Annotated in this window: 17 protein-coding genes; 5 read left to right on the top strand and 12 right to left on the bottom strand. The window is 46.7% G+C overall.

Translation table 11 applies throughout. The annotated features are described in order from the left end of the window. A partial coding sequence (locus AC27IJ_RS03140) for a collagen-like domain-containing protein (protein ID WP_487147408.1) occupies window positions 1-950 on the top strand: 950 nt, incomplete at its 5' end. A gap of 408 nt (window positions 951-1358) precedes the next feature. Here AC27IJ_RS03140 and guaA read toward each other — a convergent pair. Next, complete coding sequence (gene guaA / locus AC27IJ_RS03135; protein ID WP_312448259.1) at window positions 1359-2900, bottom strand: glutamine-hydrolyzing GMP synthase; 1542 nt, start codon at window positions 2898-2900, stop codon at window positions 1359-1361. Window positions 2901-3130: 230 nt separating this feature from the next. After that, the gene (gene uvrA / locus AC27IJ_RS03130; protein ID WP_312448260.1) at window positions 3131-5956 is read right to left on the bottom strand and encodes an excinuclease ABC subunit UvrA; all 2826 of its coding nucleotides are present in this window, start codon (window positions 5954-5956) and stop codon (window positions 3131-3133) included. Between the two features lie 707 nt (window positions 5957-6663). Here uvrA and AC27IJ_RS03125 point away from each other — a divergent pair. From AC27IJ_RS03125 to AC27IJ_RS03115, 3 genes are all read left to right on the top strand, one after another. Beyond that, on the top strand, window positions 6664-7461 hold the full coding sequence (locus AC27IJ_RS03125) for a class I SAM-dependent methyltransferase (RefSeq protein WP_313260007.1): 798 nt from the start codon (window positions 6664-6666) through the stop codon (window positions 7459-7461). Window positions 7462-7633: 172 nt separating this feature from the next. Beyond that, the gene (locus AC27IJ_RS03120) at window positions 7634-8548 is read left to right on the top strand and encodes an ABC transporter ATP-binding protein (protein ID WP_313260005.1); all 915 of its coding nucleotides are present in this window, start codon (window positions 7634-7636) and stop codon (window positions 8546-8548) included. Beyond that, a complete protein-coding gene (locus AC27IJ_RS03115; protein WP_487147404.1) occupies window positions 8545-9402 on the top strand; it encodes an ABC transporter permease in 858 nt (285 codons plus the stop codon). Before AC27IJ_RS03120 ends, AC27IJ_RS03115 begins: the two co-directional genes overlap by 4 nt. Window positions 9403-9452: 50 nt before the next feature. Here the strand turns inward: AC27IJ_RS03115 and AC27IJ_RS03110 are convergent, their stop codons facing one another. From AC27IJ_RS03110 to AC27IJ_RS03065, 10 genes are all read right to left on the bottom strand, one after another. Next, window positions 9453-10382, bottom strand: a complete 930-nt coding sequence (locus AC27IJ_RS03110) for a BadF/BadG/BcrA/BcrD ATPase family protein (RefSeq protein ID WP_487147402.1) — start codon at window positions 10380-10382, stop codon at window positions 9453-9455. Between the two features lie 36 nt (window positions 10383-10418). After that, entirely contained in the window at window positions 10419-11498 is a 1080-nt protein-coding gene (locus AC27IJ_RS03105; protein WP_487147400.1) for an SIS domain-containing protein, read from the bottom strand. Between the two features lie 51 nt (window positions 11499-11549). Continuing rightward, window positions 11550-13919: a glycoside hydrolase family 9 protein gene (locus AC27IJ_RS03100; RefSeq protein WP_487147398.1), complete on the bottom strand. Its 2370-nt coding sequence runs from the start codon at window positions 13917-13919 to the stop codon at window positions 11550-11552. 130 nt (window positions 13920-14049) lie between these two features. Continuing rightward, window positions 14050-14511, bottom strand: coding sequence for a RidA family protein (locus tag AC27IJ_RS03095; protein WP_312448278.1), 462 nt, complete (start codon window positions 14509-14511; stop codon window positions 14050-14052). Window positions 14512-14534: 23 nt separating this feature from the next. Beyond that, the gene (locus AC27IJ_RS03090) at window positions 14535-16142 is read right to left on the bottom strand and encodes an N-acyl-D-amino-acid deacylase family protein (protein ID WP_312448280.1); all 1608 of its coding nucleotides are present in this window, start codon (window positions 16140-16142) and stop codon (window positions 14535-14537) included. Further along, complete coding sequence (locus AC27IJ_RS03085; protein WP_487147395.1) at window positions 16139-17260, bottom strand: alanine racemase; 1122 nt, start codon at window positions 17258-17260, stop codon at window positions 16139-16141. Before AC27IJ_RS03085 ends, AC27IJ_RS03090 begins: the two co-directional genes overlap by 4 nt. Window positions 17261-17276: 16 nt before the next feature. Then, window positions 17277-19784, bottom strand: coding sequence for a beta-mannosidase (locus tag AC27IJ_RS03080; protein ID WP_487147393.1), 2508 nt, complete (start codon window positions 19782-19784; stop codon window positions 17277-17279). 15 nt (window positions 19785-19799) lie between these two features. After that, complete coding sequence (locus tag AC27IJ_RS03075) at window positions 19800-20624, bottom strand: carbohydrate ABC transporter permease (protein WP_312448287.1); 825 nt, start codon at window positions 20622-20624, stop codon at window positions 19800-19802. A gap of 2 nt (window positions 20625-20626) precedes the next feature. Beyond that, complete coding sequence (locus AC27IJ_RS03070) at window positions 20627-21550, bottom strand: carbohydrate ABC transporter permease (protein ID WP_312448289.1); 924 nt, start codon at window positions 21548-21550, stop codon at window positions 20627-20629. A gap of 81 nt (window positions 21551-21631) precedes the next feature. Then, the gene (locus tag AC27IJ_RS03065) at window positions 21632-22975 is read right to left on the bottom strand and encodes an ABC transporter substrate-binding protein (protein ID WP_312448292.1); all 1344 of its coding nucleotides are present in this window, start codon (window positions 22973-22975) and stop codon (window positions 21632-21634) included. Between the two features lie 260 nt (window positions 22976-23235). Here AC27IJ_RS03065 and AC27IJ_RS03060 point away from each other — a divergent pair, with 260 nt between their 5' ends. After that, window positions 23236-23874, top strand: coding sequence for a helix-turn-helix transcriptional regulator (locus tag AC27IJ_RS03060; RefSeq protein ID WP_312448295.1), 639 nt, complete (start codon window positions 23236-23238; stop codon window positions 23872-23874). The last annotated feature ends 111 nt before the right edge of the window (window positions 23875-23985 follow it).

Raw genomic sequence — 23985 nt, 5'->3', positions numbered from 1 at the left:
CTATCGGCGCTACTGGACCTACTGGACCTATCGGCCTTACCGGTGCTACTGGGCCTACCGGACCTATCGGCCTTACCGGTGCTACTGGGCCTACCGGACCTACCGGCGCTACTGGACCTACTGGACCTATCGGTCTTACCGGTGCTACTGGACCTACTGGGGATACCGGACCTGTCGGGCTTACAGGTGCTACTGGGCCTACCGGACCTATCGGCCTTACCGGTGCTACTGGACCTACTGGACCTACTGGACCTATAGGCCTTACCGGCGCTACTGGTCCTACCGGACCTATCGGCCTTACCGGTGCTACTGGTCCTACCGGACCTATCGGCCTTACCGGTGCTACTGGGCCTACTGGGGATACCGGACCTATCGGGCTTACAGGCGCTACTGGACCTACCGGGCCTACAGGCGCTACTGGACCTACAGGGCCTACAGGCGCTACTGGACCTACTGGACCTACTGGAGATACCGGACCTATCGGGCTTACCGGCGCTACTGGTCCTACCGGCGCTACTGGGCCTGCAGGTACCGCTGGGTTATCAGAATATGCTTATATCTACAATCTGGATGCTCAAGTTGTTGCTTTAGAGGCAGATATACTATTTAGTACCAATGGAATTATCGTCGGTACCATCGCACATGCACCCGGAACATCTACCATCCAATTTGGTAGCGCTGGTGACTACGCCGTTTGGTTTTATGCTGCTGGTGTAGAGCCCAACCAATTTACTGCCTTTCAAAATGGAGCTCCCGTTGCTGGAGCAGTATATGGATCAGGAGCTGGTACTCAAGCGAATCCAGGGATGGTAATTATTACTGCCGCCGCATCCGATATCTTAACTATACGAAATCATACAAGTACTGCTGCGGTTACGCTACAAACTTTGGCCGGAGGAACACAAATAAATACTAATGCTTCAGTATTGATTCAAAAGTTAAGCGCTTAGGATCATAAGATAATCAGAGATTGGATCAACCAAAGCAGCTGAGCGAACCATCATCCAACTGCTTTGGTTTGATTGCGTGACCAATATGGACCAGTCTATCCTTGTTTAAAGACAGTGGAAACATTCTGAAACACGTAATATGATAGTGGAAAATAGTTATATAATATTAATCTAATAATTCACCGACAGGGATATAAGCACTTTATCTTAAATCATAAGTGCCATCATAATATTCTTCCATTGTCACAATTCTCTCTCATGAAAATCCTAATTTCACAGTCAAGTCCACCGGCTTAGCCGGTGGCTTGCTCTACCCCTATAAGGGGTCATTACCGACATTCGGGTACCAATTGCCATAAAAAAAGTCCGGGAACCCGTACTAACACTAGGGGTTCCCGAAACTGTTTGTTATTCGAATTCTATCGTAGCCGGCGGTTTCCCCGTACAATCATAAAGTACCCGGTTCACGCCCTTCACTTCATTCACAATCCTTCTGGTCACTGTCCCTAAAACCTCCCAAGGCAGTTCCGCAGATTCAGCCGTCATAAAGTCAGAAGTAAGCACTGCTCTCAAAGCGATGGCATAATCATAGGTTCTCTCATCTCCCATGCAGCCAACAGAGCGCATATTGGTCAGTGCTGCAAAGTACTGTCCCAGTCCCTTATCAACACCAGCCTTGGCAATCTCTTCTCTATAGATCGCATCTGCTTCCTGAACGATTCTCACCTTCTCAGGAGTAATTGCTCCGATGATCCGGACACCAAGTCCCGGACCTGGGAATGGCTGACGGTAAACCAGATATTCCGGAATACCAAGCTCCAGACCGGCTCTCCTTACTTCATCTTTAAACAGCAGCCTCAAAGGCTCAATAATCTCTTTAAAATCCACATGCTCAGGAAGTCCTCCCACATTGTGATGGGACTTGATCACAGCAGATTTTCCAAGGCCGGACTCAATCACGTCAGGATAAATAGTTCCCTGCACAAAGTAATCCACTTTTCCGATCTTCTTAGCCTCATCCTCAAACACTCGGATAAACTCCTCGCCAATGATCTTGCGCTTTCTCTCAGGATCTTCCACCCCTGCCAGCTTATCATAAAAGCGGTCCTGGGCATTTACGCGGATAAAATTCAAATCATAAGGCCCTTCCGGTCCAAATACGGCCTCAACCTCATCTCCCTCGTTCTTACGAAGAAGGCCGTGGTCAACAAATACACAGGTAAGCTGTTTTCCGACCGCTTTTGCCAGCATAACCGCAGCTACGGAGGAGTCTACACCGCCGGATAAGGCACAAAGCACCTTGCCGTCACCAACCTTTTCCCTGATGGTTTCAATGGAAGACTCCACAAAGGAGTCCATCTTCCAGTCACCGGAACACTTGCAGACATTATAAACAAAATTGGAAAGCATCTTGGTGCCTTCCTGGGTATGCATAACCTCAGGATGAAACTGTACGGCATAAAGACCGCGCTCTTCGCATTCCATACCAGCAACCGGGCATACCGGTGTATGAGCGGTAACATGGAACCCTTCCGGCGCTTTCTCTACGTAATCTGTATGGCTCATCCAGCAGACCGTCTTGGAATTTATATTTTCTAAAATTTTACTGTCAGTCTCCACGTCAACTTCTGTTTTTCCGAATTCACTGACAGGTGCTGTGGCAACTTTGCCGCCCAGCATATATGCCATTACCTGAGTGCCGTAGCAGATTCCCAGAATCGGTATTCCCATATCAAAGATTTCCTTTGAACAGAGTGGGGAATCCTCCTTATACACGCTGTTTGGACCGCCTGTAAAAATGATTCCTTTCGGATTCATTTCCTTAATCTTGTCCAGAGACATTGTGTAGGGATGAACCTCACAGTAAACATTGCATTCTCTGACCCTTCTGGCAATCAACTGGTTGTATTGTCCACCGAAATCCAGAACGATAATCATTTCTCTCTCCACGGTATTCCTCCTAATATAGTCTTCAACAAATAAAGCTTTGGGTTACATTATATTCTACTTCCACTTGCTTGACAAGTATTTTCTCGAAATCTTCCCAGCCCTGTTTTTACAATTTGTTTCATTTTTATAAACAAATGAATCAAGCAGACATGCTTGCACATCCACTTGATTCACAAACTCAAAACGAAAAAAAATATTCTTTACAACCTTATCTCATTCAACCAAAGAACCTATTCCAAGTATTTTTTCACATAATACCCTGTGTAGGAAGATGAACATTCTGCTACCTCTTCCGGCGTACCCTGGGCAATTATCGTACCGCCCTTTTCGCCGCCCTCCGGTCCAATGTCAATGAGGTAATCCGCAGTCTTGATCACATCCAGGTTATGTTCAATAACAACCACCGTATTGCCGCCTTCCGACAGTTTACGTAAAATTTCAATCAGCTTATGGACATCTGCAAAATGAAGGCCGGTCGTAGGCTCGTCCAGAATGTAGATGGTTTTTCCTGTTCCCCGCTTGCTCAGCTCCGTAGCCAGCTTGATTCTCTGGGCTTCTCCGCCGGAAAGCTCTGTAGACGGCTGTCCAAGCCTGATATAGGAAAGGCCCACATCGTTGAGAGTGGCAATCTTCCTTGCAATGGTAGGAACATTTTCAAAAAATTTCAGCGCTTCCTCTACCGTCATGTTCAGGACGTCATATATGTTTTTTCCCTTGTATTTTACATCCAGTGTTTCACGGTTATACCGTTTTCCGCCGCAGACCTCGCAGGGAACATAAACATCCGGAAGGAAATGCATCTCGATCTTAATGATTCCGTCGCCGCTGCAGGCTTCGCAACGTCCGCCTTTTACATTAAAGCTGAAACGTCCCTTGGAATACCCCTTTGCCTTTGCGTCAGGGGTGGATGCAAACAAGTCACGGATCAAATCAAAGACTCCTGTATAAGTTGCCGGATTGGACCTAGGCGTCCGCCCAATGGGGGACTGGTCAATGGCAATGATCTTATCCAGCTGCTCCGTTCCTTCAATTACCTTATGCTTTCCAGGAATGATCCTGGCACGGTTCAATTTTTTCGCAAGGGTTTTGTATAGGATCTCGTTGACCAGAGAACTCTTTCCTGAACCGGACACACCGGTCACGCAGGTCATGACTCCCAGTGGGAAAGTCACATCAATGTTTTTTAAATTGTTTTCTGCCGCTCCCTTAACAGTCAGATAACCGGTAGGCTGCCTTCTCTCATTTGGAATCGGGATTTTAATCCGTCCGCTTAAATAAGCGCCTGTGATGGAATCCTTATTCTTCATGATCTGCTTTGCATTCCCCGTGGCAACCACATTTCCGCCGTGTTCCCCGGCTCCCGGGCCGATATCCACAATATAATCCGCAGCCATCATGGTATCCTCGTCATGCTCCACCACGATTACGCTGTTTCCCAAATCCCGGAGGTGCAAAAGGGTTTTTAACAATTTATCGTTATCCCTCTGATGAAGACCGATGCTTGGCTCGTCCAGAATATAAGCCACGCCTACCAGGCCGGAGCCGATCTGGGTCGCCAGACGGATTCTCTGGGCTTCGCCGCCGGATAAGGTACCTGTAGCACGTGTCAGGGTCAGATAATCAAGTCCAACATCAATGAGGAACGAAATCCTGGCCCGTATTTCTTTTAAAATCTGGTCTCCAATGGCGTGCTGCATAGGGGTCAGCTCCATCTCGTCCATAAAATTCCGGAACTTGACAATGGACATATTGGTAGCTTCATAAATGTTCTTATCCCCTACCGTTACAGCCAGGGATTCTTTCTTAAGCCTCATGCCGCCGCAGGAAGGACAGGGAGTGATCCGCATAAAGGATTCATACTCTGCCTTGGAGGACTCGGAGTAAGTCTCCCGGTATCTCCGGGCAACATTCTGGACCAGACCTTCAAATGCCACGTCATAAATGCCCTCTCCCCGCTGCCCCTTATAATGGACCTTAACTTCCTTTCCATTGGTTCCATTAATGAGAACGTCATGGACTTCCTTAGGATAATCTTCAAACGGCGTGTTCAGGCGGAATTTATATTCTTTTGCAAGAGCTTCCAGAACAGCCCGGGTATAGCTGCCCTTATCCGTACAGGACTGCCAGCCCAGCACCACAATGGCCCCCTGGTCAATGCTTAAGCTCTTATCCGGGATCATCAGATCCTCGTCAAACTCCATCTTATATCCAAGTCCGAAACAGTCCGGGCATGCGCCGAACGGATTGTTAAAGGAAAAGCTTCTGGGCTCCACCTCATCAATGCTGATACTGCAGTCCGGACAGGAAAAGCTTTGGCTGAAATTAATAGGCTGTCCATCCACCACATCCACAGTCATAAGACCGCCTGCCAGCTCCATAACCGTCTCAATGGAGTCGGTCAGACGCTTTTCGATTCCTTCCCGGATCGCAAGACGGTCTACCACAATCTCAATGGTGTGCTTGATATTCTTATCCAGTTTAATTTCCTCGGAGAGTTCATAAAGATTTCCGTCAATGCGTACCCTTACGTATCCACTCCTCCGGGCGTGCTCCAAAACCTTTGCATGCTCCCCTTTACGCCCGCGTACAACGGGAGCCAATAGCTGGATCTTCGTCCGCTCCGGCAGTTCCATGATCTGATCCACCATCTGATCAATGGTCTGCCTGCGGATTTCCCGCCCACACTTGGGGCAATGGGGAATGCCGATCCTGGCGTATAAAAGCCTCATATAATCATAAATCTCAGTAACCGTGCCCACCGTGGAACGGGGATTGCGGTTGGTAGACTTCTGGTCAATGGAAATAGCTGGTGACAGCCCTTCAATGCTCTCCACATCCGGCTTTTCCATCTGCCCCAGGAACTGCCGGGCATAGGAGGAAAGAGACTCCATATAACGTCTCTGCCCCTCAGCATAGATGGTATCAAAAGCCAGGGAAGACTTACCCGAACCGCTGAGGCCGGTTAGGACAACCAGCTCATTTCTTGGAATATCCACGGAAATGTTCTTTAAGTTGTGCTCATTGGCACCTCTTATCTTAATATACTGTTTTGCCATAATAAACTCCTGTAATAAACTCCTGTTATAAACTAAAATCCTGAATATGGAATGCGTACCATATCTGGTCCGCACCAGAATCACTCAGCAACCGATTTTCTCTATTATATCATATCTTTTTCTTTATTGCAAACATTTGTTCGAAGAATCCTTAACTTCTGCCGCGATTTATGACCAGCCAAGTTCCAACAGAATGCGTTCCGTATGCAATCTTTTCCAAGTGACAGGAGGAATAAAATAAGTTTTCCTGCCCGTTTTTCGCGCAGGTGCTGAATCTCCTCTTTTATTGCTGCATCTGATCCCTGTATATATTTGCATATTGGATGGTCATGGAAAGCTTGTCCTCTGAAATAATGGATGGTATAATATGGCATACGCAAAGCCAATGAGAAAGTACAAACTTTAATCTTCAAAGGCCAGGTTTCTGGGCATCGATATATTACGAATGAATATAGTAACGTGCTTTCAGATGGTGGATATACAGAACTAACATCATAGTTTCAAGAGTATAATTATAAGTAAAAAAGTATATGATGGATTCAACGCAGAAGGCACAAAACAAATTGCGGCGGCCAGGCAAAAAATCGCAGTAGACTTTTTAGCTCTGTTTGGAGTAGTTACACATAATGACAGAATAGGCGTGAGAGGTCTCACCGTTTTAATTGCTGAATAAAGTTTACAGTTTTAATGATCACGGAGGTAAGAGCATGAAAGAGATAGATTCAAACAAACACGCATGGAGCCAAGTCTCACAGGACCATTATTTTGCATTCAGGAAATCCCTTTTGGATGGAAGCCATAAGTTTAATAAATATATTCAAAATGAGCTTGGAGATTTGAGCGGTAAGAAGATAATACATTTACAATGCAATACCGGTGCAGATACTATACTGCTTGCAAGAATGGGGGCCAGTGCAACGGGTGTTGACTTAGTGCCGGATAATATTCACTATGCAAAAAAGCTGGCAGAAGATTTGAATATAACAAATATTGATTTTATAGAATCCGATATCATGAAGTTCATGGATCACCATAACGAAAAATATGATGTCGTATTTGTATCCGAGGGAGCAATCGGTTGGCTCCCTGACTTAAAAAAATGGGGAGAAACCATTCGTCATTTGCTTAAGGATGATGGATTTTTCTACGCTTTTGACAGCCATCCGTTTTTCCTGTCAATGGATGAACAAAAGCTTGCCAGCAATGTGATGGAAATAAAGTATCCTTATTTCGGGAAAGAACCCGACGTTGATGATTCTATAGGCGGATATGCATCAGAGGCAAAGCATGGTGTTAAGGCATATTTTTGGATGTATACTGTTTCAGATTTAATCAATTCCCTTGCTTCTGCGGGTCTGCATATCGAGCATTTTAATGAATTTAAGGAAAACTTTTTTGATGCTGGCGGCTTGCACAATGTAGGAGATGGACTTTTCAATTATGATCATAATACTGATAAGTTCCCAATGTCCTTCAGTATAAAAGCAACTGTGTATGACAAGTAAAGAAAAAAACCTGAAACGACGTTGCCATTTATATTTATAATGCCGGGACGGTTTGCTGATTGCAGTTTGCCGTCTTTTTACCGCTTACTTCGCCTTATTTACCGGATGCGGCTTCCGGTACTAAGCAGTCTCATAAGCTTTGATATAGCAGAGTTGAAAAGGGGATCATACTATGAACAAAATTATAGAAGTAGCCAACCTAAGAAAGAATTACGGCAAGATAGCCGCCGTAAAGGATATCAGCTTTTATGTGGAGCAGGGCAAGCTGTTTTCCTTTCTTGGTCCAAATGGTGCGGGGAAATCCACCACCATTGATACCTTATGTACTTTATTGGATTTTGACAGTGGGGAAATCACGATCAATGGGCTTGACCTTAGGCGGGATAGCCAGGCGATCCGGCAAATGATCGGCGTAGTGTTTCAGGACGGCGTGCTGGATGAGTTACTTACTGTAAGAGAAAATCTGACCATCCGGGCAGGCTTATATCAATCGGATAAAGCCGGGATTAAAAATTCCGTATATGAAGCCGTGGCAGCAACAGAATTGGAGGAAATTGTAGACCGGCCTTATGGTAAGCTTTCGGGCGGTCAGCGGCGCAGGGCTGATATTGCCCGTGCGCTGATTCATACCCCAAAGATCCTGTTCCTTGACGAACCTACGACCGGCCTTGATCCTCAGACCCGGAAAAGCATTTGGAACACGATCAGACAGCTTCAAATAAATACAGGTATGACGGTTTTTTTAACAACCCATTACATGGAGGAAGCTGCCGAATCGGATTATGTGATTGTAATCGACCATGGGGAGATTGCGGCCAAGGGTACGCCTGCCGCATTAAAGACGCAGTATACCACCGACACCTTAAGATTGTCCATTCTGGATGAGACAGCCCTGCGGCAAATCATGGAGGAACTAAAGCTGGATTTCACCGTTTCCGCAGGCGAGTTTGTTGTAAAGCTGCCGGACACCATGGCTGCTATTCCCATAGTAGAAAAATGCCAAAGCTATATCAACAGCTTTCAGGTCCTGCAGGGCACTATGGATGAAGCTTTTATCGGCATTACAGGAAGGGAGCTGCGGCAATGAGAGTTTTTATTGAACGGAATTTAAAGCTGTTTTTTCGTGACAGAAGTGCGGTATTCTTTTCTCTTCTTTCTGTTTTCATTATTATTGGACTTTATGCATTGTTTTTAGGAGATGTCTGGCTGAACAATTCCATGAAGGATTTAAGCCATGCCCAGGTTTTGATGAACAGCTGGCTGGTGTCAGGACTTCTCACAGTGACTTCCATCACCACCACAATGGGGGCGTTCGGTATTATGATCGATGATAAAGTACTAAAAATCAACAAAGATTTTGATTCTTCCCCCATAAAAAGAAGCAGCATAACCGGCGGTTATATTGGAAGTTCTTTTTTAATCGGTGTGATCATGTCCCTTGTTACAGCTGTGGTCTCGGAAATTTATATTGTGTACAGCGGCGGAGAGTGGCTCACTCCCCTGGCCTGCATCAAGGTCTTTTTGTTAATGCTTCTTACATCGTTAACCAATACTTCTTTGGTTTGCTTTGTCGTGTCTTTTTTCAACAGCCATAGTGCATTCGGTACTGCCAGCACCATTCTTGGCACTCTGATCGGGTTTCTGACCGGCATATATCTTCCCATAGGGACTTTACCTGCGTCGGTCCAAACGGTCATAAAAGTATTCCCTGTATCCCACGCCGCATCGCTGTTTCGCCAGGTGCTGATGGAGTTACCCATGCAGAACTCCTTTGACGGAATACCTGACATCTATTTGGAGGAATTTAAGGAGTATATGGGAGTGACATTCCGCTTTGGAGGGCATGAGGTAACTCCGGCAGCCAGTATTGTGATCTTACTCTGTACTGCGGCAGTGTTTTATAGCCTCTCCCTTTTCAATATGTTTAGAAAAAGGAGATAGGAGAACAAAGAGGGAGGGCGTCTTAAGACACCCTCCCGGAAATTATCCATTTACACTTTTTTTGCACTGCTTTCCGCCACATCAACCGCCACATCAAGGGCCCGCTTTTCCGGGATCTTAATCTCCATATTGAAGTAACTGTCCCCGACTGATTGGATCAGCCGTTCTCTTATGTGCTCATTGTTGACGAGCACGCTTCCCCATATCCATAGATGGGCAGCCTGATCCTGTCTTAAGTTCAGCTTCCTGCAGGTGTCTTTTACTAAATCAGCCAAAGCCTCTGTGCTTTCCTTTATGATGGAAATCCCAGCGTTTTCCCCCGCCTCAAAGGAACGGGAAGCCAACGGTGCCAGGGCCCCGATCACGGACTTTTCCATTAAATTTGCATTGATAAACCCATCAAGCCCGGATAAATCCATGATCCCGGTCTGTTCGCAAAAATCCCTGTAAAGGACCGGGCACTCTTCTCTCCCATCCATATGGCTGCCCACATGCTTCATTACACTCATTCCGATATGAAATGCGCTTCCCTCATCGCTTAAGATATGACCCCAGCCGCCGGTTCTTACCACTCTTCCGTTTTCATCCTTCCCGTAGCTGATGGAGCCTGTTCCTGATACAAGTACCAAAGAGGGGGATTCTGACAAATTCAAAAATATCTCACAGTCATTTTGAACAATGATGACATTTTCATGAAATCCCATATTGATAAATGCCCTGCGGCAGGACTCCTCCAATTCGGGAGAGTCAATCCCGCTTGCCGCAATGCAGATACCAGCACAGTCCCGGGGCTTAAGCTGCCTTTCCTCAAGCGCCGGAAGAACCAGATTTCTGTACCGCTCCTCGCTCTTCTTGTCTCCGTCCGTGTTGATGCTGCAGCCCTGCCCGTATACTTCCCCCAGGGATTCCCCTTCCAGGCTTTGCAGCTTCAGCCTTCCGGTCGTGCCTCCAATGTCCAGGCCCGCGATGTAACCTTTCATAATCTACCTTCCTTCTCCTTTAAGTGCGGCTTTCCGTTATTTACTCTTTGTTCCCAGTAAATCGTAAAAATCATGGAATTTAGGCCGGTCACACTCTATGGCCCGGTCCTCAGAGCCAAAAGCGCTTAAATACTGAAAAGCCGGCAATATTTCAAAGGGGGCAGTAAAGCTTGCTCCTCCCTTTTCCAGTTCCAGAAGGTTTGCCTTTGTCCTGACTCCTTTGACCGTAGAAATCACCCAGTCGTTGCAGCCTTTTTCTTCACAGTACGCGATCAGCTTTTCCATGGAGGAGCTATTAGCCTCCTCCGAGATGACAAACAGATTACAGATTCCTTCCTCAATGGTATTTTGTATCCCATGGGTATATTCTTCCACCTCATATGAGAATACCGGAACATACCACGTTTCAAGGAGCTTGAGCGCGCCTTCCCGGGCCGCAAGACTGCTTTCCGGGTCTGCAATGACAATTGCATGTTCGTGCTGTTTAAACCGGGAAATATTTTCTTTAAAATACTTCTCACATAAGGCAATATTGGCCCTTGCAGCCTTTATTCCCTCCATGAATCCGGAAATTATGTTTTCCGACTCTTCCATGGAAATCCGGCTTTCCTTCATAGCCGCTTCCAGGATCAAAAGCTCCAGCAGCAGCACCGTGGAGGTCATTCCCTTTGTTTTCGGGCCTACGGTTTCTTCCCCGCAAGGGACCAGATAATGCAAGTCCGCAAGCTTTGCAACCGGGGAAGAAGAGTCTGCGGTAATCCCTGCCACCACATATCCAGCTTCTTTCCATGCGCGTATGGCATTCATTGTGGAAACACTTTTTCCGGATTGAGAGGAAGCGAGAACCAGTGTTTTCCCTCTGTCACAGGAGCCTCGGGTTCTTAGAGCCTCGGCCGGTGTCATCACCCTGCAGTCAAAACCAGCTGCATTGCCGGCAAATTCAGCTGCGATCAGGGAGGCGATATACGAGCTTCCTGATCCAAGGAAAATCAGGTGTTCCATTGGAAGGTCTTTCATGTCATGAGAAAAGTCTGCAAAAACCTGTTCTCTGCTTCCAAGTATCTGCTCCCAGACCTCAGGCTGTTCCTTGATGTAATTTAATAATTGTTTTGCCATTTATTTCTCCTCCGGATTTTCATACCTGGCCGTAAGGCAGCCGTCTTCCTCTTAAATCAAATCAGCGGCAACCCACAAGAAACGTCCCGGCGGTGTTGTCCAAACCTCTCTGTAGGTGGCGATATTGGCTGGCGGCCAATAGGGAAGGTCTTCATTTCCCCTGGTCTGGACACCTACCGGCATCTCTCCAACGGTCTCCCCTAATAGAGCCGTATATTCCTGTCCGTAATGGTTTCCTTCCCCGTAAATTAATGACTGGCCAAAGGGATTCTTTCCAAGAGTCCAGTAAAGCTGCTCCCTGGCAATTTCAATTAACTCCCTATCTCCGAAATACATTCCTATGATGGAGGCAGCTTTTCCCATGGACAGCTGGATCGCTGAATTTCCACGGTAGGAAAACCACACCGGGAAGGTTCTTACATAGTATCCGTCTCCCAGATCAATGCCCCGCTTCAGCTGTTCCACATAATTGACCCGTTCTCTTTCATAATCAACCTTTGGATGGACCACATGGAAGGCTTCCTGGTCTTCTGCCTCGCTGATGTGATGAATTCCGGCCGGAAGCATGCCATAGGGCGCCGTATATTTTTGAAGGCCTTTTAAATACTCCCCATGGAGTTTTAAGCCCTCTTCCCACACCGCCTTTTTTTCATGCTCTGCAAGAGCACCGCATACCTCTGCCAGGGCCATGGCAAAAACCTGATCCCTTGCCTGATGGGAAAAATGCACGATATGGTTTTTGCTTTCATCCCTGTAGAAGAATCCCTTCATTGGCAGATCATCCCTGATCTCCTGACAGGAAATCACCTTATCTGCATACTCGGCAGCTTTATCATAAAAATAGCTGTCACCGGTGATTTTATAAATCCTTGCCGCCGCCCATGCTGCTACGGCATAATACTGGGAAAGGCTGGAGCCTGCCGTATGTTCCAGTAAATGATACGGTCCTTCCACGCCAACTTCCCGGAACCGATCATCGGCAAAACGGAAGTCTTCCTTAGCTGCATCTACGCACTTCCATGCCAGCTCCCGGTCCAGTTCCTTAAAGGCTTCTCCGGCACCGGCTTCTACTGCAGCAAAAACAAAGTTTTCAAAGGACCGGTTATGAACATCCGCTTCGCAATCGTCCAGATTTCCGATGAAGTTGTCGGTCCATCTGCGGATAGCCGCATGAGATGCCCGGTAGCCGTCTCCAAAGCGCATGCGAAGCACAAAATCCAGTCCCCAGTTGGCTTCTTCCATCATTCTGCGAAAAAGCATTGGATCAGAATCTTTCACCTTCCCTGCGGAAGCGATCATGGCATCTAAGATCTCTGCCGTCTGCATGGTCTGCTGGGAAACGTCCGCCGCGTCGTGCCAGCCTCCCGCATACACCACTTTCACACCGTTGTGTTCTGCGATCACATCCTGATGACAGGTTCCATGGCAGTTAGGAACCGGATAGCCGCACCGCTCACAATATAGGAAATTGGTCAGCTTCCACAAGGCGCTTTCCAAGACTTCATTTCCTATGATAAATCGTTCACTTACCGTATTTCCAAACCGGATCCTGTATGCGCCTTCGGTTTTTAAATCCGAGAAATCCAATATACTGAAGCTTCCCAGATGGTTTTCCACCTTCTCAATCTGTCCACGGTATGCCACTTCTTCTAAGCAGTCTTCTTTCACGATTTCAAACTCTTTGGCTGAGGTATTGGCGATTGCAGTTTTTCTCCCGTCTGTAAAGTAACCGGTTGTAGAAAATACTACTTCCTCTTCCTCACACTGCCAGCCATGGACTACTCCCGGCTTTACTTCCTGAAGCTGGATATCGCAGAGTTCAAATTTCAGATCATCGCCAGTACTCACTTCCTTGCCATAGCGGTGAATGTTAAATGAAATTTCCTCGATTGCATCATGGGCAATGGAATCGATTTCCCAGGTACAGGTATTCCATTCATTATTTTTCAGATTGATGGCATTAAAGCCTTCTCTTGAATAGACATCCGGTATCTTGGTTACCCCGTTATTGACAAAACCCACACGCACGATGGGGCTGTGAAGACCGGGGCAAATGGGACGGATCTTAAACCATATCCGGTTTCCTTTTCCCAGCTCCAGACCCTTCACATTCAACCTTGCGATATAGCTTCCAAAGGTGGCATAAAGTCCTGCTGCCGCATCGTTTGCCCGGACCTCATTATCCGGCCAGTGGTCTGCCCGTGACTTTGTTTCCAGGCACAATATGTTTCCATCCTTTACCTGAACTTCACCTTCACCGTCAAAGCTCCATGGCTCCAGGCTGGTTCCATCCCATAAACTCACAGAAGTCAAAACCGGCTTTTTTAAATTATAAGTCTCCATGCTTTTGTCGTATTCCGGTTTCAATGGGTAATGTACGTATAATGACTCTATTAAATTATTTTTAAATTGACGATCCATTTTTGCCTCCTAATAAATCAAGCGGATATGCTTTCATATCCAGTTGATACCCGGTAAAGCGGGGCACGCTGTTCATAAATTCAAGGTTAAAAGACGCTTTTCTTTCAGCCTTATCCCTCATTCAAAAAAATTATTCTTCAATTTCAAATATCGCTTCCGTTTCAACAGGAATATTTCCAGGCAATACGTTGACTCCTATGGCTGATCGGGCCGGTACATTCTCCTGTCCCAAAAGCTGTAACAGTAATTCACTTCCTCCATTAGCCACAGCCGGCTGCTCATAAAATGTATCCGCACTTGCCACAAAGGTAAGAATTTTGATCGCACGTTTTATCCGGTTCAAATCCCCGATTTTATCCTGTAACACTGCAAGAACATTTAACATGGCATCTCTGGAAAAGGTTTTTCCCTCTTCTGTGGTAAAATCATTTCCAAGCTTTCCACAAACCCCTTCTCCTCCGATCACCGGCCCGCAGCCTGATATGTATACCAGGTTGTTTCCAAATTCCTGGCACGGGGAGTATACTCCTCCCTTAGACGGAGCTGCCGGGATCTCCAAATTAAGTTCCTTCAGTTTTTCATAAATATTCATGTCTGCTTCCTTCTTTCCTTTTTTTACTTAAAACCCTTTCTTAACAGCTTCCCACTGGCGCGGTCCACAAGAATGCCGTCTGTCAGCACCTGTTTTCCTCCCATAAGCACCAGTTCCATGCCCGTACACGGGTCATGCTTTCCGGTGTAATCCGCATGATCCAGGAATCTCTCCGGCTGAAATACCAGAACATCTGCCTTGTACCCTGGCTTTAAAAGCCCCCTGTCCTCAAGTCCCATCCGTTTTGCAGGCAGATAGGTCATCTTCCTGATGGCCTGCTCCATGGACAGCACCTTTCGCTTTATAACAAAATCATTTAAAAATCTGGCAGTCGTCCCAAGGAGGCGGGGATGGGCGTTCTTACCGTCACCGCCGTACAGGGAGTCTGAAATCAGCAAGGTAAAGGGGAGACGGGCCACCGCATCCACATCCTCCTGGGACATGCTTAACACGATAATTCCCACTTTCCCGTTTTCTTCCACAAGTAAGTCTGCCACAAGACCGGAAGGCTCTTCATATCCCAGCTTTTCCGCCAGCGCACCAATTGTCTGTCCCTGCATAAACGCATTCTTCTCCAGGGTGACGGAGCTGATGATGATCCGGTCCCAGCCAATGCTTTCCGACATATTGTCCCAGCCCTGGTGGACCTTATTTAACTCGGACCGCAGCCTCTGCTTCCCTTCCGGACCTGATAAGCCTTTTACAAGAGCCTCGAAGGATTCTTCCATAATGGTTGGCGGAAGAAGGGACTGGAGGGTGGTGGAACCGCCGTCATAGGGGTAAAAATCCGCAGTGACATCCTGTCCGGATTCCCTTGCCTGTTCAATCCTTTGAATGGCCTCAAATATCTTGCGGTTCCAGTTCTTGATTCCCGTTGATTTCAAATGGCTGATATTTAGGGGAACCCCTGCCTTTGCCGCCACATCGATCACTTCCTCCACCGACTCCACCAGACTGTCTCCTTCTCCGCGGATATGGGTACAGAGAATACCAACCTTTCCGGCTGCCTTTACAACAGCCGTAAGTTCCTCCCGGTTAGAATAGCATTCCGGCTGATACATGATTCCCAGCGTAACCCCAAAGGCTCCCTGGGCCAATGCGCTTTTTACATACTCCTGAGCTTTTATGAGCTCTTCTTCCGTATATGCCTTGTTTCCAAAGCCCTTTAAAGCCACTTTGATGCTGTCCGAGGCCGCAAAGAAGCCCATGTTGACCGGAAGGTCTGCTGCTTCCAGAGCATTCCTGTAATCCTCATAGGTTTCAAAGGCCATATCCTCAGGCAGCCTTCCGATTACCGGCTCCAGATAATCATATAATTCCTTCCGCCATGAGGGAACCGAAGGAACAGGAGCAAGACCGCAGTTTCCCACAAAGGTGGTAGTGATTCCCTGGGCCAGCTCTATTTCACCAAAACGGGGATTGGTAAAGGCTGCAATATCGCAATGCCGGTGAATGTCAATGAAACCGGGCGTTACCGCTTTTCCGGAGGCATCGATCACCTGGGCGTCTTCTTTCTCAATATCCGGGGCAATTTCAATGATTTTTTCCCCCTCTATCAGAATATCGCCCTGAAACGGCATATCCCCGCTACCGTCATAAATCAATCCTTTTTTAATAAGAATGTACCTCATATCAACATTCCTCTTGCATCTACTTTTTGTTTTCTGAGAGAACCGTTTTCCAGAAGGTAAACGGAATTCTGCATATTGACAGCCGTACATACATGAATGGGTATCAGGGAAAGCACCTGGCCCACATGCAGCCCTGTCTCCCCGTTTATGGCTGTGATGATTCCATGTTCTTCATTCATTCGTGACAGCTTAAGGTTGTCATCTCCTTCCACCACCGCATATCCAGGATAGTAAAACGGCGGCTGTTCCGGAACCACATCCGTAGGAAAGCACTTGGTTCCTCCGTCTACCACGGCATATTCCGAGTGCTGGCAGCTGACTACGGTAGCATAGAACCGGACAGCGATCTCACTGATATCAGCCACCTTTTCCTTGGTCAGCATAAAATCGTCAAAAATGTAGGTGCCCGGACGGATCTCATTTACCATTCCCGTCTGCGCCACCTGGACGCCGGTGGGGGAAGAGCCGGCACTGATGTCCTGGAACTCTACTCCCGCGCCTTTCAACATCCTGGCAGTATCAGCCATCATGTTTCCCTCTTCCTCTGCAGCCAGCAGATTATCCTCCGTAGGCTTGCCGGACAGGATCAGACTCTTAAACGTATAAATACCCGTAAGGTTTAAATGCTTCATCTGTTTAAGGGCAAGGGCCAGTTCCACCGCCCGGTCCATGGATACTCCCGTGCGTCCGGCTCCCGTATCGATCTCCATACGGACCTCCAGGATCACATCCTGGTCAGAAGCCGCCTGATCCAGCACCTTTGCACCTTCCAGACTGTCAATGGCTAAAATGAGCCTTTTGATCCTTTTTGCCAGAGCAATCGCCCTCTTGATACGAAAATGTCCGATCATGGGATATGCAATGAAAATGTCCTCCATGCCGCCGTCAGCCATGACCTCGGCCTCGCTTACCTTGGCGCAGGTGATACCGCTTGCACCGGCCTTCATCTGCATTTCAGCAAATAAGGGCATTTTGTGTGTCTTGATATGAGGACGCAGCCGGCAGCCGGCTTTATCAGCCGCTTCCTGCATACGTTTAATATTCTTTTCCGCCAGATCCACATCAATAACCAGACAGGGGGTCTCTAACTGCTGTATCTGTTCCTGTGTAAGTTTCATCCTTCTTTCTCCCTTCTCAGCTTCCATAACTGTCAGCCACACTCCGCACCACCAGGTTCTCTTTCACCATGTCTGGGGTCATATGGTCTTTAAAATCTTCTTTGTTTACATGAACCGTAACTCCTTCCGGCGATGTGATGTCAAAGAAGTTATCAGAGAAAATAACATCAAAGTCCTTAAAGTAAAGCTCCACATACTGGCAGAAGCCGGCAGCTTTCACCGTGATTTCAAAGCTCTGCTCTGACTCTGAAACCGAAATATCATAAACCGGGGTGTTATAATCAAAATGCTTTGGTTTTACAAACAGCACCGTCCGTTCTGTAAGCAGCTCTTCTCCCCTGTACAGCCGGAATACGGAAAAAACAGAAGAACAAAGGGCTTCCTCATCAGTCCATGGAGAAAAATCCATTTCCATGCATTTTAACACCGACAGCGCCGGTAAGCCGCCTTCCCATGCTTCTTCCCATAATACCCTAAACTCTTGATCTTTAAGAAGAACTTCAGTCCTGCACTGCTGTTCCTCTCTGGTATCATTATGGACGTAATAGGAAACACGGGGAGATAATTCCTTTTCCTCGCCGATGGAGATCGTAACGGGCGAATAAAATCTGCGGGCTCCGTAATGGAGCGCTTTCCAGCGTCCATAATAGTCAATGCTCGCCCAGGATGCCACCGGCCAGCAGTCATTAAGCTGCCAGTAGAGAGAGCCCATGCATTGCCCCCGTTTTCTTCTCCAGTGTTCTACGCCATATTCAATGGCCTTTAACTGCAGGATCTGGGAGATATATGCCAGGGAATCCATATCCTTGGGATAAAGGAAGTAATCTGCTATGTAGTTTAATATTTTTCCGTTAGCCGCCGGGTTTTTCTGGTGGGATTCCATGACCTTGCTGAAAATATTCCGGTCCTCAGGTAAGGTAAATGAGGCTATGGTTTTGCTGTGGGGAAAGGATTGGAATCCATATTCCGAGCAAAAACTGAAATCCCCATATTCCGTGAAGGGTTTTCCTGAATGCCAGACCTCCCAGTAATGCTGATCTCCCCGGTCGGTCGCATTGGGATTATCAAAGGCTCCTCCTGATGAGGGAGAAGACGGCCAATAATAAGTAGTGTCATCACAGGCTCTTATTGCACGGGGAAGGATATATTCAAAGATCTTTGTATAGTCCGCCTTATATCTGGGATGATGGCCTTTCAACCTGGCCCACTCATCTGCCCAGCCCCACTCCATTTCATTATTTCCGCACCACAGGGCCAGACATGCATGGTGCCTTAAGCGCCGGACATTGTCCTTTGTTTCTTCCACAATGTCCTCTTCAAAATGGTCGTTTAATGCATAGACATTGCATCCGAACATCAGGTCCTGCCAGATTAAAATTCCTTCTTCATCGCACTTGTCATAAAAATAATCATCAGGGTAATAGCCTCCGCCCCAGACTCTTAAACAATTGAAGTTTGCGGCGGCGCAGTCTTCGATCAGCTGTGCGGTCCTTTCCTTCGTTACTCTTGTTAAAATATTATCTTCCGGGATATAATTTGCTCCCATGGTAAATATCTTTATCCCGTTGACCGTAATGGCAAACTCGCTTCCGTATTCATTCTTATCCGTGCTGACAGTCACCGTCCGAAGGCCAATCCGGCACTCATAGGTATCATGACAGGTTCCCGTATCATCAAGCAGGCGGATATTTACCCTGTATAAGGGATGCTCTCCCAGTCCGTTGGGCCACCATAGCCGAGGCTCTGGGATGGTCTCATCAAACTGCCATTCCCCGCTGCTGCGGACTATTTTGGATACTGGCCTGCAATCCGGATCTATTATTTCGGTCTCAGTAAACCATGTCTGCCGGTTTTCATCATAAGAGGAAAGCTGCTTTATTTTTACTTCAAATTTAAGCCCCACTCTGCCCTCTTCTCCATGGTCCTGCCTGATGCGGACATCCTGGAGTTTCGCTTCGCTGAAATATTCGATGGCTATATCCCGGAAGATTCCCATATCCGGAAGCTGCGGGCCCCAGTCCCATCCAAACATATAATGAGCCTTGCGAAGTGCCGCATTTCCGTGAATGCATCCAGTGGAGGCATAGAAGATATCATTTTCCTCATCCTCTTTTCTAACAAAGTCCAGCGGAGAGTGAAATAAGACCTCTATCCGGTTTTCCCCCTCCTGCAAGTGCTCTTTTACAGGGAAACGGTAGGTTCTGTGCATATCCCTTGTCTCCGCCACCAGGCAGCCGTTGATACGGATAGAGGCAATGGTATCGATCCCGGCGCAGACAAGTTCTGCGCGGGAAAAATCCAAATCCTCTCCTGACACCGTAAAGCTTCTCTTATATAGATAATCATTTGCCATCAATTCCCGGACAGCATACTCATTGCATCTCCAATAAGGATCCTCGATCAGCTTATGTTTCAGCATATGGCTGATCACCGTTCCCGGCACTTCTCCCGTATATACGGCATCGTGGGAGGCTCCTTCGGTATGCCATTCCCAAACTCCATTTAATGATTGTGTTTTTCGCATATATTCACCTGCTCATTACGCCTTCAAACCACTGGTTGCAATTCCTTCCACAAAGTTTTTCTGGAAAACCGCAAAGCATACAATGACCGGAAGAACAAATACAACCGCTGCCGCCATCAGCCTTGCCCAGTCCACGGAATACTCACTCATATACTGCTGAAGTCCCAGAGAAAGTGTATACATACCAGGCTTCGTTATAAAAATCAGAGGATATAAATAATCACTCCAGGCATCCAAAAAGGCATATATCCCGATTGTGGTTAAAACCGGTTTGCAAAGGGGAAGTGCGATTTTATAATAACGCTGGAATTCCGTAGCCCCGTCGATTTTCCCTGCCTCGATCAGACTGTTTGGAATACCTGCAAAAAACTGCCGGACAATGACAATATAATATGCCTTTCCAAAAAATGCAGGCAGGATTAAGGGGACGTATGTATTGGTAAGTCCCAGCTTGGAATAAATCTTATACAAAGGCACCATGGTAACTGTTATAGGTATCATCATCGTCGCCATGACCAGGCCTGAGATGATGTCAGCGCCTTTCCATCTTATTTTTGCCAGTGAATACGCAACCATGGGCGTGACCAGAAGCTGGCCTATAAGGGAGATGGCCGTGATAAACACCGTATTTCCCATGTACTTAAAATATGGAATTGCTGCAAAAGCTGCCGGATAGTTCCCCTTCACCCATTCACGGGGAAACAGCTTTACCGGAATGGTGAACGCATCGTTGTTGGTTTTGAAAGAAGTGAGCACCATAACCATAAAGGGTGATATGAAAATCAAAGCCAGCACGGCAACCATAGCAAAAAATAAAACTTTGCTTATATTTTTCTTCATCCTTATTCACCTCCGGCATTTTCTGTTGCTTTTCTCGTCACCTTGGTCATAACAACCGTCAGAACCGCAACAACGATAAACAGCAGCCACGCCATGGCCGAAGCCTTTCCCATCTTCAAATAGGTAAATGCATTATGGAATACATACAGCGGATACATAAGAATGGAATTTTCTGGTCCGCCGGCGGCACTTCCGCCTTTTACTCCGGCATTTGCAGTAACAATGATGTACACCTGCTGGAAATACTGGAATGCATTTATGGTGCTTAAAATGGCCTGATACACCAGAACATGAGCAATGCATGGTACCGTAATATAGAAAAATCTGGCGATTTTTCCGGCTCCGTCAATTTCGGCGGATTCATAATAGCTTCTAGGCACAGACTGTAAAGCTGACATGCAGACCAGCATCATGGTTCCGGTATTCCACGTTCCCATGAGGACCAGCGCCCACTTGGTATAATGGGCATCCATAAGCCATGCCGGCCCGCTGATTCCAAACCAGCCTAATACGTTATTGATGTAGCCGTAGGTAGGGTCAAACATCCAGATCCATACCATAGTCGCCGCAACCATGGGGATTACGGAAGGCAGGAAAAATGCTGTCCTGACAACCCCCCGCCCCTTAAAATCGGCGCATACGATGCTGGCCAGAAGCAGCGCTACGAACAGGTTGATCGGCGTAGATACAAAGGCCATAAATAAGGTATTTCCCAAACTCTTCCAAACAAGGGGGTCACTGAAGATGTCTTTGAAATTTTCAAGTCCCACCCACTGCGGAGCTGTTACGGCATTGAACTTTGTAAGGCTGTAATACAGAGAGCTTATCAGCGGATATACACTAAAAGCCAGAAAGCCCAAAATCCACGGAGATGAAAACAGCAGTCCGTTTATAAAATCCCGCTGTGTCGCGTTTCGTCCCTTCATTCCTTTTCCCCTCTCAAACAATAAGATTAGGGCACTGCAATATGCAGATTACTGCCTACAGCGCCCCTCATAAGTGAATTGCTATTTTAGATTTGCACTCTGTCCTGCAAGAGCTTTCAGTGCCTCTTCAGGAGTCTTTGCGCCTGAGTAGACCGTATCCAGTGTTGCATTGATCATGGATATGTATTCGTCAAAATCTGCCATTGCCGGATACTGAATGCCCTTTTCCAACTTCAGCGCGTCAATAAATTCTGCAAATCCAGGAACTGCCTTGATATCGGCATCATCGTATAAAGCTTTGACAGCCGGAAGATTTCCTGTTCCAAGGTCAATGATCTTGGCTCCTTCCTGACTGCAGAGCCATTTTGTAAAGTCCCAGGCTCCCTCTTTATTCTTAGCCATTGCCGGCACTGCCACAGAGTCAGTTTCATACCGGCTGGTTCCTCTCAGCTCCGGATTTGCCTGTGTACCGGGAATCAAGGTAATGCCGTAATCAACGGTGGAATTAAAGTTCTTCATCATGGTCGGCAGCCAGGAACCGTCAAGACGGAACAGCTGCTTGCCCTGGAAGAACATATCCTGTTCTGTATAACGGTTTGTATTTGCCGTACCGATAAACCCATCCAGAGCTTTTCCGCCAAACTGGTTTCTGAATTTTACGTTCATATTAAGACTGTCTAAAATGCCTGCGTTATCCGGGGTAACATTAGAATCCTCATCCCACCATCTTCCGCCAAATCCGTAGATCAGCTCCTGTCTGGCAGAAGCATATGGGAATAAGGGATATCCAAGCACCTCAATATTTCCGCTTCCATCTACCTTCGTAGCCTTTACTGCCATCTCATACATCTCTTCCATGGTTTTTGGCGGCTCGGTGTAACCGGCTTCCTTCAGCAGTTCCTTGTTGTAATACATCTGGATGGTGTATGCATCAAGTGGAAGGGCATAAATGACTCTGTCAATAGTATTTGCATTCATGGACTGCTCTGAATAAATGGAGGAATCAAAGGAGTCCTTGTCTGCATATGGCTGCAGGCTTTCCAGCAAGCCATTCTTCTGATACTGGACCACGGTCTGGTTGCTTATTTTGATTACATCAGGTGATTCGTTGCTGCTCATGGCTACGATTACTTTCTGGGCATCCGTAACGCTTAACCCTTCCACCTTATAATTGCTTTGGGAAGCATTGTACTCACTGATCGCCTTTTCATAGACAGCCGCTTCATCACCTGTGTTGTTGTACCAGAAAGTGATCACCTGTGCTTCCTTGTTTTCTGCCGGAGCAGATGTTTCCCCAACCGTTGTCTCTACGCCGGCTGCTGTTGTCTGTGCTGTGGTAGCCTGTGTTGAAGAACCGCTGCCGCAGCCTGTGACCGCCAATGCAGCCATACCTGCAGCCATGATAATACGAATTGCTCTTTTCATAAAATACCTCCTTTTAAAATATAGTTTGAACTTTTTGTTGATTACATTTCAACATTTTGTTTAACTCATAATCAATATATACTATACTTCTTATATTTTGTCAACAATAATAATCCTGTTTATTTAATTTTTTTGTTCGTTTTTTATAATATTTCTTTTTCACTTCAACAAAATCAATAAAAGCTTTATTATTACTGGACTTTATCTCTCATTTCATTTATAATTTATTTAGACATTTTGTTGAAAGGATAAATATTACTATGGGATATGTTTCTGATAACTTAAACCTGTTGTCTGATATTGCAAAATGCATTGCGATGCAATTCGGAGAAAACTGTGAAGTGGTTTTACATGATCTGACCCTGCCATATGACCAGACAATCGTCGCGATCTGGAACGGGCATGTGACCGGAAGAAAAGTCGGAGATGGAGGCACCAACGCCGGATTAGAGATTTTAAAGGGATCCACATCACCGGATGACCAATACAGCTATATCAACGCCACGCCCACCGGCCGGATTTTACGCTCTTCCAGCAAATATTTCCGTGACGAATATGGAAAAGTGAACGGAAGCCTGTGCATTAATTTAGATATTACAGATATGATTAAATGCGAAAGCACCTTACGGTCCTTTACCTGTTCTGGCTCCTCAGCCCTCACCCAGACCCCGGAACTGTTTGTAGGCAATGTTGATGAGCTGCTGGAGATCATGATGAAAGAAGCCATTAACATGACCGGAAAACCCGTGGGGAATCTGACCAAAGAAGAGAAGGTAGCTGTCGTCCACAACTTAGACGGAAAGGGGTTTTTCCTAATAAAGAAGGCTGCGGAAAAGCTGGCTGACTTTTTGGGATTGTCCAGATACAGCATCTATAACTATTTAAACGAAAGCCATTAGATCGCCATGATCGGTGAAAGAGTAAAGAGGGATCCAAAAAGTCGTAGAATGACTTTCGGGATCCCTCTTTTTTATATGAAACAATTACAATTCTAAAATCTTTGCAGCCGC

Source organism: Lacrimispora sp. YZC11 (genome assembly GCF_057543815.1).
This window is presented reverse-complemented; position numbering and strand designations above follow the sequence as displayed.

What these genes read in the sequence shown, in the direction of transcription:
- uvrA (WP_312448260.1), bottom strand. Translation starts at nt 5,956, where the DNA reads ATGGCAAAACAGTATATTAAGATAAGAGGTGCCAATGAGCACAACTTA.
- AC27IJ_RS03125 (WP_313260007.1), top strand. Translation starts at nt 6,664, where the DNA reads ATGAAAGAGATAGATTCAAACAAACACGCATGGAGCCAAGTCTCACAG.
- AC27IJ_RS03120 (WP_313260005.1), top strand. Translation starts at nt 7,634, where the DNA reads ATGAACAAAATTATAGAAGTAGCCAACCTAAGAAAGAATTACGGCAAG.
- AC27IJ_RS03115 (WP_487147404.1), top strand. Translation starts at nt 8,545, where the DNA reads ATGAGAGTTTTTATTGAACGGAATTTAAAGCTGTTTTTTCGTGACAGA.
- AC27IJ_RS03110 (WP_487147402.1), bottom strand. Translation starts at nt 10,382, where the DNA reads ATGAAAGGTTACATCGCGGGCCTGGACATTGGAGGCACGACCGGAAGG.
- AC27IJ_RS03105 (WP_487147400.1), bottom strand. Translation starts at nt 11,498, where the DNA reads ATGGCAAAACAATTATTAAATTACATCAAGGAACAGCCTGAGGTCTGG.
- AC27IJ_RS03100 (WP_487147398.1), bottom strand. Translation starts at nt 13,919, where the DNA reads ATGGATCGTCAATTTAAAAATAATTTAATAGAGTCATTATACGTACAT.
- AC27IJ_RS03095 (WP_312448278.1), bottom strand. Translation starts at nt 14,511, where the DNA reads ATGAATATTTATGAAAAACTGAAGGAACTTAATTTGGAGATCCCGGCA.
- AC27IJ_RS03090 (WP_312448280.1), bottom strand. Translation starts at nt 16,142, where the DNA reads ATGAGGTACATTCTTATTAAAAAAGGATTGATTTATGACGGTAGCGGG.
- AC27IJ_RS03085 (WP_487147395.1), bottom strand. Translation starts at nt 17,260, where the DNA reads ATGAAACTTACACAGGAACAGATACAGCAGTTAGAGACCCCCTGTCTG.
- AC27IJ_RS03080 (WP_487147393.1), bottom strand. Translation starts at nt 19,784, where the DNA reads ATGCGAAAAACACAATCATTAAATGGAGTTTGGGAATGGCATACCGAA.
- AC27IJ_RS03075 (WP_312448287.1), bottom strand. Translation starts at nt 20,624, where the DNA reads ATGAAGAAAAATATAAGCAAAGTTTTATTTTTTGCTATGGTTGCCGTG.
- AC27IJ_RS03070 (WP_312448289.1), bottom strand. Translation starts at nt 21,550, where the DNA reads ATGAAGGGACGAAACGCGACACAGCGGGATTTTATAAACGGACTGCTG.
- AC27IJ_RS03065 (WP_312448292.1), bottom strand. Translation starts at nt 22,975, where the DNA reads ATGAAAAGAGCAATTCGTATTATCATGGCTGCAGGTATGGCTGCATTG.
- AC27IJ_RS03060 (WP_312448295.1), top strand. Translation starts at nt 23,236, where the DNA reads ATGGGATATGTTTCTGATAACTTAAACCTGTTGTCTGATATTGCAAAA.